The organism is Bowmanella pacifica (assembly GCF_014645355.1).
GTDB classification, from domain to species: Bacteria; Pseudomonadota; Gammaproteobacteria; order Enterobacterales; family Alteromonadaceae; genus Bowmanella; species Bowmanella pacifica.
This window is the reverse complement of sequence record NZ_BMLS01000001.1, coordinates 117,331-133,483: the sequence shown is the minus strand read 5'-3', so window position 1 is coordinate 133,483 and position 16,153 is coordinate 117,331. Positions and strand designations below refer to the sequence as shown.

At 46.9% G+C, this 16,153-nt stretch carries 15 protein-coding genes; 10 read left to right on the top strand and 5 right to left on the bottom strand.

Annotated elements, in window-relative coordinates; genetic code table 11:
• Positions 1-288 precede the first annotated feature (288 nt).
• From IEX02_RS00605 to rfbB, 8 genes are read left to right on the top strand one after another with little or no spacing between them, the layout of a single operon-like run.
• Positions 289-2,073 (top strand): polysaccharide biosynthesis/export family protein, encoded by a 1,785-nt coding sequence (locus IEX02_RS00605; RefSeq protein ID WP_188688745.1) that lies wholly within the window; start codon positions 289-291, stop codon positions 2,071-2,073.
• A 21-nt stretch (positions 2,074-2,094) separates the two neighbouring features.
• Positions 2,095-2,880, top strand: a complete 786-nt coding sequence (locus tag IEX02_RS00600; protein ID WP_188688741.1) for an ABC transporter permease — start codon at positions 2,095-2,097, stop codon at positions 2,878-2,880.
• The gene (locus IEX02_RS00595) at positions 2,877-3,527 is read left to right on the top strand and encodes an ABC transporter ATP-binding protein (protein ID WP_188691676.1); all 651 of its coding nucleotides are present in this window, start codon (positions 2,877-2,879) and stop codon (positions 3,525-3,527) included. Before IEX02_RS00600 ends, IEX02_RS00595 begins: the two co-directional genes overlap by 4 nt.
• Positions 3,528-3,529: 2 nt before the next feature.
• Entirely contained in the window at positions 3,530-4,966 is a 1,437-nt protein-coding gene (locus tag IEX02_RS00590) for a KpsE/RkpR family capsule polysaccharide export protein (protein WP_188688738.1), read from the top strand.
• A gap of 49 nt (positions 4,967-5,015) precedes the next feature.
• Positions 5,016-5,894, top strand: a complete 879-nt coding sequence (gene rfbA / locus IEX02_RS00585; RefSeq protein WP_188688735.1) for a glucose-1-phosphate thymidylyltransferase RfbA — start codon at positions 5,016-5,018, stop codon at positions 5,892-5,894.
• 6 nt (positions 5,895-5,900) lie between these two features.
• A complete protein-coding gene (rfbC, locus tag IEX02_RS00580) occupies positions 5,901-6,446 on the top strand; it encodes a dTDP-4-dehydrorhamnose 3,5-epimerase (RefSeq protein WP_188688732.1) in 546 nt (181 codons plus the stop codon).
• Between the two features lie 15 nt (positions 6,447-6,461).
• The gene (gene rfbD / locus IEX02_RS00575; protein ID WP_188688729.1) at positions 6,462-7,328 is read left to right on the top strand and encodes a dTDP-4-dehydrorhamnose reductase; all 867 of its coding nucleotides are present in this window, start codon (positions 6,462-6,464) and stop codon (positions 7,326-7,328) included.
• Between the two features lie 45 nt (positions 7,329-7,373).
• A complete protein-coding gene (gene rfbB, locus IEX02_RS00570; protein WP_188688726.1) occupies positions 7,374-8,456 on the top strand; it encodes a dTDP-glucose 4,6-dehydratase in 1,083 nt (360 codons plus the stop codon).
• A gap of 74 nt (positions 8,457-8,530) precedes the next feature.
• Here rfbB and IEX02_RS00565 read toward each other — a convergent pair whose 3' ends face one another.
• From IEX02_RS00565 to IEX02_RS00545, 5 genes are read right to left on the bottom strand one after another with little or no spacing between them, the layout of a single operon-like run.
• Positions 8,531-8,974: a hypothetical protein gene (locus IEX02_RS00565; RefSeq protein ID WP_188688723.1), complete on the bottom strand. Its 444-nt coding sequence runs from the start codon at positions 8,972-8,974 to the stop codon at positions 8,531-8,533.
• A gap of 42 nt (positions 8,975-9,016) precedes the next feature.
• Positions 9,017-11,155, bottom strand: coding sequence for a secretin GspD/PilQ domain-containing protein (locus IEX02_RS00560; protein ID WP_188688720.1), 2,139 nt, complete (start codon positions 11,153-11,155; stop codon positions 9,017-9,019).
• Positions 11,156-11,172: 17 nt separating this feature from the next.
• Positions 11,173-11,655, bottom strand: coding sequence for a hypothetical protein (locus IEX02_RS00555; RefSeq protein WP_188688717.1), 483 nt, complete (start codon positions 11,653-11,655; stop codon positions 11,173-11,175).
• A complete protein-coding gene (locus tag IEX02_RS00550) occupies positions 11,648-12,220 on the bottom strand; it encodes a hypothetical protein (protein WP_188688714.1) in 573 nt (190 codons plus the stop codon). The genes IEX02_RS00555 and IEX02_RS00550 overlap by 8 nt, the downstream gene beginning before the upstream one ends.
• Positions 12,221-12,224: 4 nt before the next feature.
• Positions 12,225-13,151, bottom strand: coding sequence for a hypothetical protein (locus tag IEX02_RS00545; protein ID WP_188688711.1), 927 nt, complete (start codon positions 13,149-13,151; stop codon positions 12,225-12,227).
• Between the two features lie 127 nt (positions 13,152-13,278).
• Between IEX02_RS00545 and IEX02_RS00540 the strand changes: the two genes are divergently transcribed.
• Together IEX02_RS00540 and IEX02_RS00535 are read left to right on the top strand one after the other, a co-directional pair.
• The gene (locus IEX02_RS00540; RefSeq protein WP_229701964.1) at positions 13,279-14,964 is read left to right on the top strand and encodes a GspE/PulE family protein; all 1,686 of its coding nucleotides are present in this window, start codon (positions 13,279-13,281) and stop codon (positions 14,962-14,964) included.
• On the top strand, positions 14,961-16,151 hold the full coding sequence (locus tag IEX02_RS00535) for a type II secretion system F family protein (RefSeq protein WP_188688708.1): 1,191 nt from the start codon (positions 14,961-14,963) through the stop codon (positions 16,149-16,151). Before IEX02_RS00540 ends, IEX02_RS00535 begins: the two co-directional genes overlap by 4 nt.
• The last annotated feature ends 2 nt before the right edge of the window (positions 16,152-16,153 follow it).

Sequence of the window (16,153 nt, the reverse complement as noted above, 5' to 3'; positions counted from 1 at the left end):
TGTGAGCAAGCCCGCTGAAATCGATTATCGCAAATTACCTGCCTCTTACTCTGAATTGTTGAGTGCTCCGCAGACAACGGAAGCCCGTATTGGTGAATATCACGTGAGTGTCGGTGACTTGTACTTTTCTGCTGCCGGTTATCAGTGCAGAAAATTAAGGTTTCAAAGTAGCGGCGTAGGGCGAGTTAATATCAATGTGGCTTGCCAGAGAGAGAATGGAGGCAGGTGGTCAATAACTAGACCTGTGCTGGCAAATGATACACAGGTTTGGATAGTCGAGAACAATTAATGAAGAAGTTAGCTGCACTATTATCGGTGTTGCTTTGCATTGCGCACATGCAAAGTGTATTTGCCCAGTCAACATTGAGTCAAACATCCACAAACGAGACCTCATCGACCCAAGGCTTTACCCCGACAACAACAGTGCCACAGATGCAAGCGTTGCAAAGTGAGCAAGGCAACAGGATAGATGTCTCCCAGTATATGCAAAAAGGTGGCTATGGTTATCCAGTCAACCGGTCTTACTCTGTACCGGGGCATTTAGACCGTAGCCAGGTTCAAGCCTATGGTGCGAACTTGTTTTTGAGCAATTTTGAGGCACAAAGAAGCGATGGTATTAACCCTGATTACAAAATTGCGCCAGGAGACAAAATATCTATTTGGCTTTGGGGGGCTGTCAACTTTGCAGAAGTCCTGACCGTTGATAATCAGGGGAATATCTTTATTCCTGATATCGGCCCTGTCAGAGTCATCGATCTTCCGGCTGGCAACCTTAATCAGACTGTGACCGAGCGGATTAAGTCTGTTTATGTCAGTAACGTAAATGTTTATGTCAACTTACTGGTTGCCACGCCCGTTAGCGTATTTGTTTCAGGTCCAGTGCAGAGACCGGGTAAGTATGCAGGGTTAACCTCTGATTCTGCTCTCTACTACTTACAGCGTGCCGGCGGTATTGATTCAGAAAGGGGGAGTTATAGACATATTTCCCTAATTCGTGATGGTGTCGAGGTCGCCTCCTATGACCTGTATGAGTTCCTCAGAACCGGACGTTTAGACTCAGTTCCGTTTAAAGACAATGATGTTTTATTAGTTGGGCAACAAGGACCGGTTGTGACAGTTGAAGGCGCAGCCCGGTATCCATTTAAGTTTGAGTTGGATAAAGACGTATCTTTTGGCAGTGAACTGAATTTCTATGCTAGACCTCTCAGCAAGGCCAGCCATGTAGGGATTTTCGGGGACCGTGATACCGGTCCCATCTCGGTCTACTTACCCTTGGCTGAATTTGACGATTTCCAGGTCGAAGATGGTGACAGAGTTTTATTTAACGATGACCTGCGCGCAGACGTTATTAGTATAAGAGTTTCTGGGAGCTATCTTGGTCCTTCTTTCTATGCGGTAAAAAGAGATACCCGCTTACTGGACTTACTGGACTATATTCAGGTTGACGAAAACCAAGCGAACGTGACGTCTGTCTACATAAAAAGAAGAAGTGTGGCGGAAGCCCAGAAGAGAATGATAGAGGAGTCGCTGCAGCGCTTGGAACGAAGTGTGTTTACTGCACCAGCGTCATCTACTGGAGAGGCAGGGATTCGTGCTGAAGAAGCGAAGTTGGTAGCCAGTTTTGTGCAGCGAGCCAGAGAAATTGAGCCTCTGGGTAAGGTGGTGATTTCCTCAGGAAATAACATTGCCAATGTTCGTTTGGAGGAAGGAGATGAAATCGTCATCCCTATGAAGAGCGACCTGGTCAATATCGCTGGCGAAGTATTACTCCCCCAAGCGGTGGTGCATAACCAGGAAGCGAACATCAGTGATTACATTGCATGGGCCGGTGGTTTTACCGAAAGGGCCGATCCTGAGCGTATCGCAGTTGTTCACGCAAATGGCCTGACGACCTTTATGGAAATTGGTGATGGAAGAAGTTGGTACTCTTCGTCAGTGCAAGAGCGCATTAAGCCGGGAGATGAAGTCATTGTATTGCCCCGGGTTGATACTAAGGTCTTGCAAGCTGTTAAAGATATTACGCAAATTATCTACCAGATAGCTGTCGCGGCGAATGTTGCTCTCAAAGATTAACCTGCGGCTCAGAGTCACGTTATGAGTAGTATCGCCAAACGTAGTCCCTGGGGAATATGGAAAGATGTCATCTTTGCGCTTTTCGCCCGGGAAATTCGTGTCGGCTTTAATGATAAATTAGGTATCGGCTGGGCTATCGTCCAGCCGGTCTTGTTTATTTTTATTTTGTCTTTTTTGCGCGGAAGACTGAACGGTGGTGAAACACACGGTATTCCTACTTTCGTGTTCATGGCCTTTGGTATGGTACTGATACAGTGCTTTTTACAAACTTTCCATGCTGGCGCCAGAGCCATCAAGAAAAATAAAGCGCTGTTTGCATTTCGGCAAGTTCAACCTATTAGTGTTGTTTTGGCTAGTGGGTTGTTTGAACTACTGGTCAAAATATTTGTTAGTTTAGGCATGGGACTGATGATGTATTTTTTGGATCTGGAGTTACAGCTTTCTGATCCATTGAGTCTGATGTTCTATTTCTTTTCGCTCTGGCTATTTTCTTTGTCACTTGGCTTCATCTTTGGGTTAATTGCCTTATATATTCCAGAGGTGGATAAAATACAAAACCTGATGACCAGGCCACTGTTTTTTATCTCGGGCGTATTTTTCTCGCTGCAAGACTTCCCGCAAGAGTATTGGTGGCTACTTGATTGGAACCCTATTCTCCACGCTATCGAGCTCAGTCGCTATGCAGCTTATCCGGTATATGGTCAGGTAGGGGTAAGCAGTGGCTATTTGGCAATGTCGGTGCTTACCTCAACTTTCTTGTGTTTAAGCATTTATCAGGCCTATTGGAAGAAGGCCATTTCCCGATGATTAGTTTGGTGAATGTGACCAAGTTTTATAAAACCAACTTGGGTAATAGATACATTTTTAAGGATCTCTCCTTTGATATCCCCACTGGACACAATATTGCTATTTTAGGGTCTAACGGGGCGGGAAAGTCTACCTTGTTTCGCCTCCTTGCCGGTAGTGAGTACCCAAACAAAGGCAAAGTCTATTGCAACCTTAATATTTCCTGGCCTGTTGCATTAGCGACCGGCATTCATCCTGAAATGACCGGCAGGGAAAACACGCGGTTTATCGGTAGGGTGAATGGTGTGGTGGACTTGGATGATTATGAACAGAGAGTAAAGGGATTTGCCGAATTAAAGGAAAACTATGAGCTGCCGGTGCGAACTTATTCGAGCGGTATGCGTTCCAGACTCGCCTTTGCTTGTTCGATAGCTATTGATTTTGATGTTTACCTGATTGATGAAGTGACCTCTGTTGGTGACGCAGGCTTTAAGCGCAAAGCAAAGCAGGCGCTGTTAGAACGCAGTAAAAATGCCAATGTCATTATGGTGAGTCACGATATGCGCGATATTCGTCAGTTTTGTGATAGTGCAATCGTATTGCATCAGGGTGAATTAACTTTTTATAACGATTTGGATGAAGGTATCCGTAAATACCAGGCCCTTTAAAAATGACCAAAGAATCACAACAAGAATTAGAGCAACGATTGGACAAGTTCCGTCGTGAAAAGTTGGCTGAAGGGGATTGGCGGCGTCCTGTTCGACTCTCAATGGCGGCGGGAGAATTGAAAGATACGGATCCAGCCCTAGCTTTACGTATTTATCAGAGAGTGCGGGTTTTGCAGCCAGATTCCCCTGTCGTGCGTAAACATATAAAAGATCTCAACGCATTGTTACGTAAAACCAAGCCTGAAGTTATGCGTAGCTCCTCAAATGAGGAACCGCAGAGCAGCAAACCAAGCCAAAATGCGCTTCCGGCTCCCTCTTTGAAAGAGCGAGCAAAAAACTTCCTCAGGACGCCGCTGTCGTTAGCCGTATTGCTGCCATTTGTTGCCTTTGCATTCTATCAGCTGCTATGGGCTAGTGATATGTACGAAAGTCAAAGTCAACTGATTGTTCAGCAACCCAGCGGTGTGAACACACTTGACCCATCAATGGCATTATTGTCTGGCTTGACCGGTAAAAGCACCAGTCCTGATACAGAGCTGGTTAAGGCATTTATTCACTCCAGCGACCTCTTGGCATTTTTGGAAACCGAGATTAAGTTTACCGCTTACTTTAGTGATACCCATGCCGATATGTTTAGCCGTTTGGAAGCGGATGCAAGCCTTGAAGACCGTCTGTCTTACTATCAAAAGCGTATTAGCGTGGAAGTTGACGACACCTCTAAGGTTATCACCTTAAAAGCGCAAGCATTTGACCCAGATTATGCGCATCTCCTGACTAAGACCGTTGTGCAACGCGCAGAGTGGTATATAAACAAAATCGGTAATCAACTGGCGGAAGCACAACTGCGGTTCGTGAAAAATGAACATGAGCAAGTAGAGATCCGTCTGCAAAATGCTAAACAGAACCTACTCGCCTTTCAGCGAGAATATAATTTACTTGACCCAATTGCAGAGGGAATGGCGCTTCAGCAAATTACTTATGCGCTTGAAGGACAAATAGCCTCAAAAGAAGCTGAATTGCGAGCCCTAAAAGGTAGCATGAGTGAGAATGCCTCACCTGTTATACAAGCACGTGAGCAACTGCAGAGTTTGAAGCAGCAGCTAGCTCAGGAGCGAGACAGGCTGATACGTAATGACCGAGGGGCGGCCTCTAATTCAGAGACTTTGGGGGTAAATGAGATTCAGGCGAGATTTAGTAACCTTAAAACTGAGCTGGAATTTGCTCTGGAAGCCTTGTCTGCTTCTTTGGTGTCTTTGGAGAAATCAAGAATAGAGGCTTATCGTCAGTTAAAATACCTGGTTATCGTCGAGTCGCCCACCTTACCCGAGGAAGCGAAGTATCCACGAGTATTACATAATCTCGCGTTGTTCCTAGCGGTAGCTTTAATGCTTTTTGGTATCACCAAAATCATCCTCGCTACTGTGGAGGAACTGCGTTGAAACAACATTTATTGATTCATTTAAACAGAGACCAATTGGGTAACTACTAATGCGCAAAGGTATTGTGCTGGCAGGAGGATCGGGAACTCGTTTACATCCTTTGACCAGTGTTGTCAGCAAGCAACTTATGCCGGTTTATGATAAACCGATGATTTACTACCCCATATGCACATTAATGCTGGCGGGTATTAGAGATATTTTAATTATCACCACGCCAGAGGAGCAAAGTCGATTCAGTACTTTGTTAGGGGATGGGAGTCAGTGGGGGGTTAATTTTAGCTATGTCGCGCAGCCTTCTCCCGATGGGCTGGCTCAGGCCTTTATCTTGGGTGAAGAGTTTATTGCCAATGACCCCTGCACCCTGATTCTGGGTGACAATATTTATTATGGGCATGACCTACAGGTGTCTTTACTGAATGCTGCCGGACGGGACTCGGGCGCGACGGTGTTTGGTTATCATGTTAATGACCCTCAACGTTATGGTGTGGTTGATTTTGATGACAACTGGAATGCTCTATCTATTGAAGAAAAACCTGAGCATCCCAAATCAAGTTATGCCGTAACCGGACTGTACTTTTATGACAGTGATGTGGTTGATCTTGCCAAACAGGTTAAGCCTTCCAAAAGAAATGAATTGGAAATAACCGATTTAAACTCCCTGTATTTGCAGGCCGGTAAATTAAGTGTCGAGCTTCTAGGCCGTGGCTCAGCATGGTTGGATACTGGGACATTGGATAGCTTATTGGATGCGGCTAATTTTATCGCAGCCATTGAGAAACGCCAGGGGTTAAAAATTAGTTGCCCAGAGGAAATAGCCTTTAGAAAAGGCTATATCAGTGCTGAGCAGCTAGAAGCTCTGGCCCATCCTCTGATTAAGAGCGGGTATGGTATGTACCTTATGAAGATATTGCACGACAAGGTGAAATAGGAAGCTATGCAAGTTATAGAAACCGCTATACCTGAGGTAAAAATCATCGAGCCGCGTTTATTTGGCGATGAGCGAGGCTTTTTTATGGAGACATTCCGCGATGATTGGTTTCGCCAACATTGTGCCGACGTGCAGTTTGTTCAGGATAACCATAGCCGCTCTTCCAAAGGAATTTTAAGAGGACTTCATTACCAAACTCAGCAAACGCAGGGAAAACTGGTTCGTGTGGTGGCAGGAGAAGTGTATGACGTGGCTGTCGATGTCAGACGAAATTCTGCAACATTTGGCCAGTGGGTCGGTGTTTATCTAAGTGAGCAGAATAAACGTCAACTGTGGGTGCCGGCTGGATTCGCGCACGGCTTTTATGTAACCAGTGACCACGCCGAGTTTGTTTATAAATGCACTGATTACTATCACCCTGAGTCTGAGGTCAGTATCCGATACGATGATCCTGCATTACAAATCGATTGGCCGCTATTAGATGGCATAGATGTCTCACTCTCTGGCAAAGATAACGATGGCATATTGTTTGTTGACGCCCCAACGTTGTAAGTGACGGATACGAATATGTACATAATCATTGGTAAGGAAGGGCAACTGGCTAAAGAACTCGCCGCCTTGTTGGGGGAGAAAGCCGTATGCCTTGGCCGGCATGACATTGAACTGAGTAACGTGCAGGGGATAGAGGCGGCGTTAGCTGATTATGATGTCAGTGCAATAATTAACGCCTCTGCTTACACAGCGGTAGACCGTGCTGAGAGTGAACCTGAGGCAGCCTATTTGATTAATCAAACCGCTGTTGGAAATCTTGCTCGCTACGCCAATGAGCACGGGGTTCATTTGGTGCATGTTTCTACAGACTATGTTTTCTCAGGCCAAAAGGGTAGTCCCTATCTGCCAACCGATACGCTGTCACCTTTAGGTGTATACGGTGCCAGTAAAGCCGCGGGTGAGTGTGAGTTGCGTAGTGTCTTACCTGACAACAGTTGTATTTTGCGAACCAGTTGGGTGTATTCAAGATTCGGTAATAATTTCGTTAAGACCATGTTGAGGCTAATGCAAGAGCGCGAAACGCTCTCGGTGGTGGATGATCAAATTGGTTCGCCCACCGAAGCGTCAGGGTTAGCCCGTGCTTGCATAGAAGCTGCACAGAAGAAGTTATCCGGCGTTCATCACTACACGGATGAAGGCGTGGCAAGTTGGTATGATTTTGCCAATGCCATTCAGGATCTTGCTCTGGAATATGGTATTTTACATAAGCGTATTCCTATCGTCCCTATCCCCAGCGCAGCCTTTCCCACACCGGCGAAGCGCCCCAGCTACAGTGTGCTAGACAAGCAATCTCTACGCTGTGCCTTTACCGGGCTTAATGGTCGCCACTGGCGTTTATCTCTGCAGGAAATGCTTGGCACGCTAGCTGACAAGCCACAATGAATTGATGGCCTTTGACATAGACAGAGGCCCAACGAGGTAAAGTAAATGACAAGACATATGTTGGTAACCGGCGGCGCCGGTTTTATTGGTGCCAATTTTGTGCATTATTGGCTGAATAAACACCCCCAGGACAGGGTGGTTGTTTTGGATGCGCTGACCTATGCAGGAAATGAGCAGAATCTGGTCATGGTTAGTAACGAGCCCGGGTTTAAATTTGTCAAAGGGGATATTTGTGATACGGCCTTGGTCGAAACCTTGCTAAGGGAAGAGGCAATTAATACTGTTGTACACTTTGCCGCCGAGTCACACGTGGACAGATCTATCAGCGGTCCGGATGCCTTCATTGAGACCAATATTATAGGTACTTACAGTTTGCTTAAGGCTGCAAAAAAGGTTTGGATAGATGAACCCAAGGCGGCCGGTCGGGACGCAATTGCACATAGATTCCACCACGTGAGTACCGATGAGGTATATGGAACTCTGGGTCCTCAAGACCCAGCCTTTACTGAGAATACGGCCTACGCACCGAATTCACCCTATTCCGCCAGTAAAGCAGCCAGCGATCATTTGGTTCGCGCCTACCATCATACGTATGGGTTGGAAGTGACCACCAGTAATTGCTCCAATAACTATGGCCCGTTCCATTTTCCTGAAAAACTGATTCCGCTAATCATAACCAACATTTTGCATGACCAGCCGTTGCCTGTGTACGGCGATGGTAAGCAAATCAGAGATTGGTTGTATGTTGAAGATCACGCGCGGGGCATTGAACTGGTGCTTGATAAGGGACAAGTCGGCGAGAACTACAACATTGGTGGGCATAATGAATGGGCCAATATCGACATTGTTCAGCTTCTGTGTCAATTGATGAATCAAGCCTTCTCTTCCCGTCCCGAGTTGGCAGCCCGTTACCCCTTAGCGACGCTGGCGGCGCAAGGGCGCAGTGAAGCGCTAATTCGTTATGTTACTGACCGTCCTGGGCATGATCGTCGCTATGCCATTGATGCGACCAAAACCGGGCAGGAACTGGGTTACCAGCCAGTGGAAAGCTTTGCGTCTGGAATTGAAAAGACCCTTAACTGGTATCTGGATAATGAAGCGTGGTGGCAGCCGCTGAGAGGGAAATAAAGTAATAGAAAAAGCGCCCGCTTTACCAATAAAGCCGGCGCTTCTTTCGTCTAGAATAGTAAAGCGCTTGGAGGTTAAGATTTTTTCACGACGAAGTGTTGAGTAACCTTCTTTCCTTCCGCTTTTTCAAGATTCTCAGCTAGATAGGTTTGGTCTACTTGCATCTCTATGGTCTGCTTATTCACATTTACCTGAATAGCTACCGGAAAGGCAATAGACATCTTAGAGAGAACCTCATTACCAGCGTTGTCTTTGATAACCGAAGCTTTAAGTTCAGGCTCACCTAAGCACTCTACTTGGGTCAGTACCGAGCCTTTATGCTGGCGTTCCAGTTCGGTTTGAATATCCTGCGCAACAAAATGCTCTGCATCCTCGCCTCTTCCCAGCAGTGGGATAACGTCCACTACTGTATCTGCACAGCTAAAGCCAAGAGTTTGAATTTTATTATTTATTGGCTGTTTTGCAGCATAAAGCGGAGAGGCTGCAAGCAGCGCTGCCAATAGGGCGATGTACTTCATATTTTAAATCTCCAATTAAGGTTAATCGGCATATTAACTATATTAGTTTACATTCTGAGGCACTATGGTGCTTGATACGCTATCGATCCGTGCCCGTTGCAGTTCGTCAGTCAGTGCTTCGGCTTCATCTGGTGAGCTAAGAATGTAGGGAATAATCATAATCATCAATTCTGTCCGTATTTGCTCTTCAGCGTCGGTGCTAAATAGTTTCCCTAGCAACGGAAGCTTACCCAAAATGGGGACTCCTTGCTGGTTCCTGCTAGTATTCGAACTAATAAGTCCGCCAAGCAACACAGAACCGCCATCTCTTAGTGTGACAGTGGTACTAAGGCTGCGGTTTAAGATGGTGGGCGTGTCGCTATCGCCACCGTCCTCTGAGCTAACTGCCTCACTTAACTCCTGATTGATTTCAATATCCACAAAGCCAGAGGCATGTACCGTAGGCTTTACGTCCAGCAATACCCCGGTTTTCCGGTAGGAAATATTACTAATTATGGCGGCATCGGGATTATCGGTACTTTGGCTGCTACGTGTCAGAACCGGGATCTCATTACCCACATCAATGGATGCTTCTCCGCCGCTTTTTACCATAATGCGGGGGCGGGAGCGGATATTGGCTTTATTGTTTTTGTAGAACGCATTTAATACTGCCCGGGTGGCACCGGCGGAATTCAGGGAAATATTCATCCCCGATGATTTCAGTCCCAGCCCTTCTCTAGTGCCTATACTGCCAGATAATCCGCCAATGGCCAGATCGGTGATCCACTCAATACCTGTTTGCTCCGAGTCAGTTAAACTGACCTCGGCGAGCACTATCTCCACCATTACCGAGGGTGCCGGTCTATCCAGGCTCTTAATAACAGGCAATACCTGTAGCCAGTCTTTGCCGCTGCCACTGTATAGTATGGTGTTTAGCTGATCATCTACGGCGTAGCGCCCTTTAGTATTGCCTGATTGGGGGCCGCCAATACTATCCGCAGAGGAAGTCACATTTTTGGGGGATTGAGAGGTGTTACTCGTTGTATTTGTGGCGTTATAATTAGCTACTCCAAGACTGTTAAGTATATTAACTAAATGGAGAGCTTGGGTACTTTGTACCTGATAACTAAATAGACCTTCTTCAATATTACTATGACGCTCTTTTTCTAATGTTTCGGCCCATTCAATAATATGTCTTAGCACAGCGTCAGACTGGGCGAAGACCACAAGCTGCCCTACTGAATCTAGGGGGAGAAGGCGAATCGCAGAGATCCCTGCAGTTTGTCTTACAGAATATCCCTGCGCAGATAGAACTTTTTCTAAATTATTGGCTAAATCAGTTGCAGTACTTAGATTTGGCCGGATCACTCTACTATGCATACCACTCATACTCGGTTTATCAAGTAGTTCTGTGGCAGCTAATGCTTGCTCTACGACTTTTCTATTGCCTATAAATATTAATGCGTTTCTGCTGGAGTCTTCTTTAATCTCAAGTTCTTTCTTGGGAAACATCTGGCTTAACCAGCTTCGCACCATTGGCGTGGATACAGCCGCTAGAGGATAGATATAGAAAATAGGACGGCTCGATGATGGTACTTCTGGTAGCGCTCGGCCGCTAACTAGTAATGGAACTTCTCCACTGGAAGCATCTTCCGAAAAATCAAATACTAGTACCTTGTCTCTGATATAAGTTGTTACGCCATAAGAGCGTAACGTTTGGGTTGCTAGGGAATATAAATCTTTCTCACTAATAGCCTGAGTCACCCGCATAGTAACGAGGTCTGGGGTATTTTTTATATTGGGTTCAATAATAAAATTCAGTCCCAGTTGGTTACCAAACACTTCGTTAATAAATGCCCCAACAGGCATATTGTTAAATGAAAGACGACTAACGTTGTTATCACTTAGTCCGGGTATGACAACATCTGTGGCTTCTTTCGCGGCTTGTTCAACACTTAGCGTTGGCGCCTTAAGTACTTCAATACCAATGGAAGTGGGTTGACCTGATTCGGTCAGTGTTGTGCTTGCGTCTTCCGGTAAAACTTTTGGTGTTCTTAGTGGCTGACTGAATATTTTGTCGTCGTTTTGAGCCATTTGATAAGCAGGCCCTTTCATACTTGCGCAGCTTGCCAGGCTGCTAGCAATCAATATGGTTAACAGTGAGCGATTAAGTGTATGCGGTAAGCGCTTGTTATTTAGCATAGTATGTACGTTTTCCGTTAACTTTTCTTAGGGTGAGCGTCTGAAAAGGTATCTGTTCCAAACAGGTATTGGGTGTGTCGCTCGCCGGTTTCATTGTGTTGCCAGGTAACTGAATCTTTTTCTATCGCCAATAGTCTCCAGTTATCCAGCCAGCCTTCACCCACAGACAACGAGATGGGTCCCTGAGTTGCATTGGCTGGCACAATCAATTGTGCTGATTTTGGGTTGTCTACCACAATGGCCACTAAACGACCATCGCTAAGGCTGATTATCGGTTTCTCAACAGTTTCAACCTTTGGCGCTTCAGTTTGTTTGGGGGCAAATTGTGCCGTATTGCTCAATACGTCTCGCCAGGGAAACGAGGCTCTGGTGTGTTGCTCGGTGGTGGCACTCTGTGCCTGGGATTGGCTAACCGAAGGTTGCCTTATGCTTGTGGCTATGGCAAACAATACACTTATAGCCAAGCCCGCAGCCATTATGCTCCATATGCGTTTATTCATTTGAGGCCTGCTTAAACAGAACATCGATGACCAGATTAATTGAGTTCGATGTTTTTGGGGAATATTGCAGTGATGCTATACGTCTGTGTCCAATGCTGCGGTCGAAGAAAGCCAGTAAATTGATAAGTTCTTCTTCGGCTAATTGCCCGGCCACATCAATACGTACCGACCAAAGTGGCTGATTGCCAGCCACAACCTGATCCGAACCTATCAGATTAAGTCGCTTTCGCTTTATATATTTAGCCACTAAAACATCTATGTCTGCCAGGGCTTTCGCTTCTGCAACGCTTGAAGAGGGGGCAGAAGGCAGTGAAGACGTCAGAGCATTGAGCTGACTGGCTGACAGCTCAAGTTGGGCGGGGTCAAAAGGTGCATTGGCGGCTTGCTCCAGTCGACCTGTTAAATTCACCTGATTTTGCAGAGCCATGCCCTGCTCATTCAGGCTGTCAGAGCAGGACTTGGCCAGTGACAAAAATATAATCCCAGCAATGGCGACAACCATCCATTGCAGTCGTTTGTTTGCCTGCCATTCCTGATAGATACTTGTACTTTTAATCCATTGCATAACGCTATTCACCCACTTTGGCTTCCACTATCCACCCTTCACCTGCAACAAATGGACGGATATTCACTTCAATAAAAGCCGGGTTAGCTTCCAGGTCAGCGACCAACTGGGCAATATCCACTTGCTCAGCAATGAACTCCATTGTTAGCGTCTTATTCTGCCAGTTGACCTGGTTCATCTTCCAGCTTCCCTGCATATTCATGCTCTTGGCAAGCGCTGCGAAGGTTTCCGGAAACGAGCTGTACTCATTGGTCCAGGAAGATAACTGGGACATAAGAGATTGATTGTTTTTTAACTGATCAAGCTGACTGACCCGCTCCCCCATTTGCTCGGTAACAGTCTGCGCCTGCTGCTCTGCCATTTGCTGTTGGATATGAATTGTCACGGCAGCACTTACATACCATAGACCTGTGCAAGCGACTAACAGTGCGCAAAAAAGCAACCAATTGCCTGGCGTTTTTACCGCCTTATCTATTTTCCGCGAAACGGCCCATGAACTGCCTTCCAGGTTAATGGGAACCGCAGTTTCACTGTTTGTCGTGACTTCACAGGTCATCAGCACGCCGCGTTGCCAATGCTGTTTATAACATGCTTGCCGGCCTTGCACAGAATGCCAGCCATCAGGTAAAGCTGATTGTCGCGCCGTTTCGGGAATCCCGTCTAGTGGCGTTGGTGCAAACCACATATGAAGAGCGTGACGACTGACATAATGGTAAGCGCCTCCGCTGATAAAAGGAGACTGAGTTTTAACCTGTAAGTCTGTCCACTGTTTTAATTCCGAGGACTTCAGGTTGCCCGGTAGCGGTTTACAGGTATAAATTATCAGTTTGGTGGTATCGATCTGATGCTCTTCAGGCCAAAACCATTGCTCCAGTTTTTCCAGTATCGGCGCCAGTTTTACCAGGGCATGCTGAAGGGGGTGAGTACTCAAACTAAATTCACTTCAATTATCATTGCTGTGGTGTAATATACGCGAATTAAGCCAACAGGTTAACCGCTTCTTTATTAGGGATCCTGTGGTGACTCGGTATGACAGTTTACGGGAGATATGCAAGACCTTGGCCAGCAAACTCCAGATAGATTCAGATAATCTCGATGCGCAATTAATCCCCCTCCTGACCAACCAGGCTGCACTGACTGATAGTGATATTGAACTGGCAAAAAATACTGCCAAAGAGCTGAAATGTTCACTAAGAGAAGCAGTATCCAGACTTGGGCTATGCGGTGAGGATTTCTTGTTCCAAATTATGGGTGGCATTATTCAGTGGCCACTAGTAAATAGCATCTCCCAATGTCCGGCGGCCCACGGGGTACTCGCCTGTTGCGCGCAGTTAGGTATTAGTATTGATTGGTGTTTAGAGCATGAGATCTACCCTGTTGAGAATGAGCAGGATATTGCGCTTTACTGTTCTGAACCCACTGATAGATTTGGTCTGAATGTCATATCCTCTGTCGCAGGGCAAAGGGATATTTCGCCTTATTTGCTTACACCGGCAATGGCGGCGACTGTGAATGATGATGTGGCTCGGGAGCGAGCGGTTTCGGAGCTTTTTGGTCGTAACAGCACAGACCTTGCCGCACTTGCCGAAGAGGCGCCTGTCATTAATCTGGTTAACAGTATTATTGAAAGAGCCATTCAGGCCGAAGCGTCCGATATTCATATAGAGGCCGGAAATCCGTCAATGTTAGTGAGATTTCGGGTGGATGGCCGTATGAATGAATTTATGCAGCAACCTATGACACGTTTTGCTGCTATCGCATCCAGGCTTAAGCTAATGGCACATCTGGATATCGCCGAAAGACGTCTGCCTCAGGATGGCCGCTTTACCACACGAGCCGGTAAACGTGAGTTTGATGTACGGGTCTCTACCGCACCCGATGTGCACGGTGAATCCATTGTGATGCGATTACTGCCTAAGAAGCGTGATGAACTTTCCCTCGATGGCCTGGGCTTTGAATCCGATCACCTTACACTGATTCGTGAGTGGGGGGCATTGAGTAACGGCATAGTGCTGGTAACCGGCCCTACAGGTTCGGGTAAGTCCACGACGCTGTACGGCTTGCTGGCCGATATCCGCACGGGGCAGGAAAAAATTGTTACAGTTGAAGATCCTGTCGAATATCAGGTTGAAGGAGTAACCCAAGTCCAGGCCCGGCCAGATATTGGCTATACCTTTGCTAAAGCGCTGAGAACCTTTTTACGTCAGGATCCCGATGTGATTATGGTGGGAGAGATTCGAGACAAAGAGACGGCAGATATTGCCGTACAGGCCTCGTTAACCGGCCACTTGGTGCTGTCGACACTGCATACCAATGATGCCTGCTCTGTCTTTCCTCGTTTATCTGATATCGGTGTAGAGCCTTACCTGGTGGCCGCAACCATTCAGGGGGTGCAAGCCCAGCGTTTGGTCAGAAAGCTGTGTTCGAATTGCTCTGAACCTACCGAAGCGCCTACATTTATGACCACATCTGGAATGGCTGGTAATTGGCGAAAACCCGTAGGCTGCCAAGAATGTCAGGGCCGTGGATATCACGGACGGGTAGGGGTTTACGAATTAGTACCTGTTACACCAGAAATCAGAGAGCTGATTACCCAACGAGCTCCTGTTGCAGATATTCGGGAGCTGGCCCGAAAGGGCGGAAACCGTTCATTAATGGAAGATGGGTTATTGAAAGCATCCCGCGGTATCACCAGTGTCGAGGAGGTACTAAGGGTGTGCAGTCAGGAAGATCTTGAGTCGTGAAGTTCCGTTATCAAGGTATAGAGCAGGCTTCTGAACAGCGGGTAGAGGGTGTTGTTGAAGCCGTTAGCTATCAGGAAGCAATGCGGCAACTGGCAACAATGCGAATTGACGTGTTCTTATTAGAAGAGCACCAATCTGTCAGTAAAAAAGGGCGTCGCGTTACGGTGTCCGATCTGGTGATACCTTTGCAGGAACTGGCAACCTTAACAGACTCTGGTGTTGCACTAATTGATGCGGTTAAAGCGCTGGCCCAGAACGATGAGCATCCCAACCTGGCCAAAGGTTTTATGTCTATCGCCAGTCGCATTGAAGGCGGGGAGAGTTTTTCTTCAGCGATAAAGGCGTCCAGTTTGCCATTTCCCGGCTATGTGGCGCATTTGGTGAGTGCAGGGGAGCTAGGTGGGCAGCTGTCTCAGGCACTGATTAATGCATCCGAGCAACTGAATTATGATCAAGCAGTGCGAGGGGATATAAAAAGCGCGCTTACCTATCCGCTGGTGTTGATTGGCTCAGGTATTGCGGCCATGTTGATTATTTTTTTTGCGGTAGTACCAAAATTCAGCCATATGCTGGATGGTGACAAAGAGTTGCCGGCGCTAGCCTATGTCGTGCTGACGGCAGGTAAGTATGCCAACGAATCGCCCTGGACCTTAGGGCTGATTATAGCAGGGGGATTGTTGGCGTTAGTAAGCGTTTTAGCTAATCCAAAGGTAAGAAAAAGGGCAATGGATATTGCCATTGAGTTACCCGTTATTGGGCCCTGGTTAGCTGAACAAGATGCAGCGCGCTGGGCATCACTTTGTTCCGCTATGCTGCTCGCCCGGGTGAACCTGATTACGGCCCTTCGTTTGGCGGCAGCATCATGTAACTATACCCGCCGGAGAAAACGTGCAGAGTCCATGATCGCCGATGTAGAGGACGGCGTGGGGTTTACTGAGGCGCTTGAACGCTCCAGATTGGTGCCGCCTACATCATTAAATCTGGTCTCCGTTGGCGATAAAACCGGTCAGTTGGCCGAAATGCTAAAAGCGGTTGCGCAGTTACATGACACCTCGTGCAAGCGGCGAATGAAGCAGGTATTGACCCTAATGGAACCCATTGCCATTTTGATTGTCGGCGTACTAATTGGTGTAATGATATTGGGTATTGTGTTGGCGATAACGGCCTCGACAGATATTGCTATTTAAAT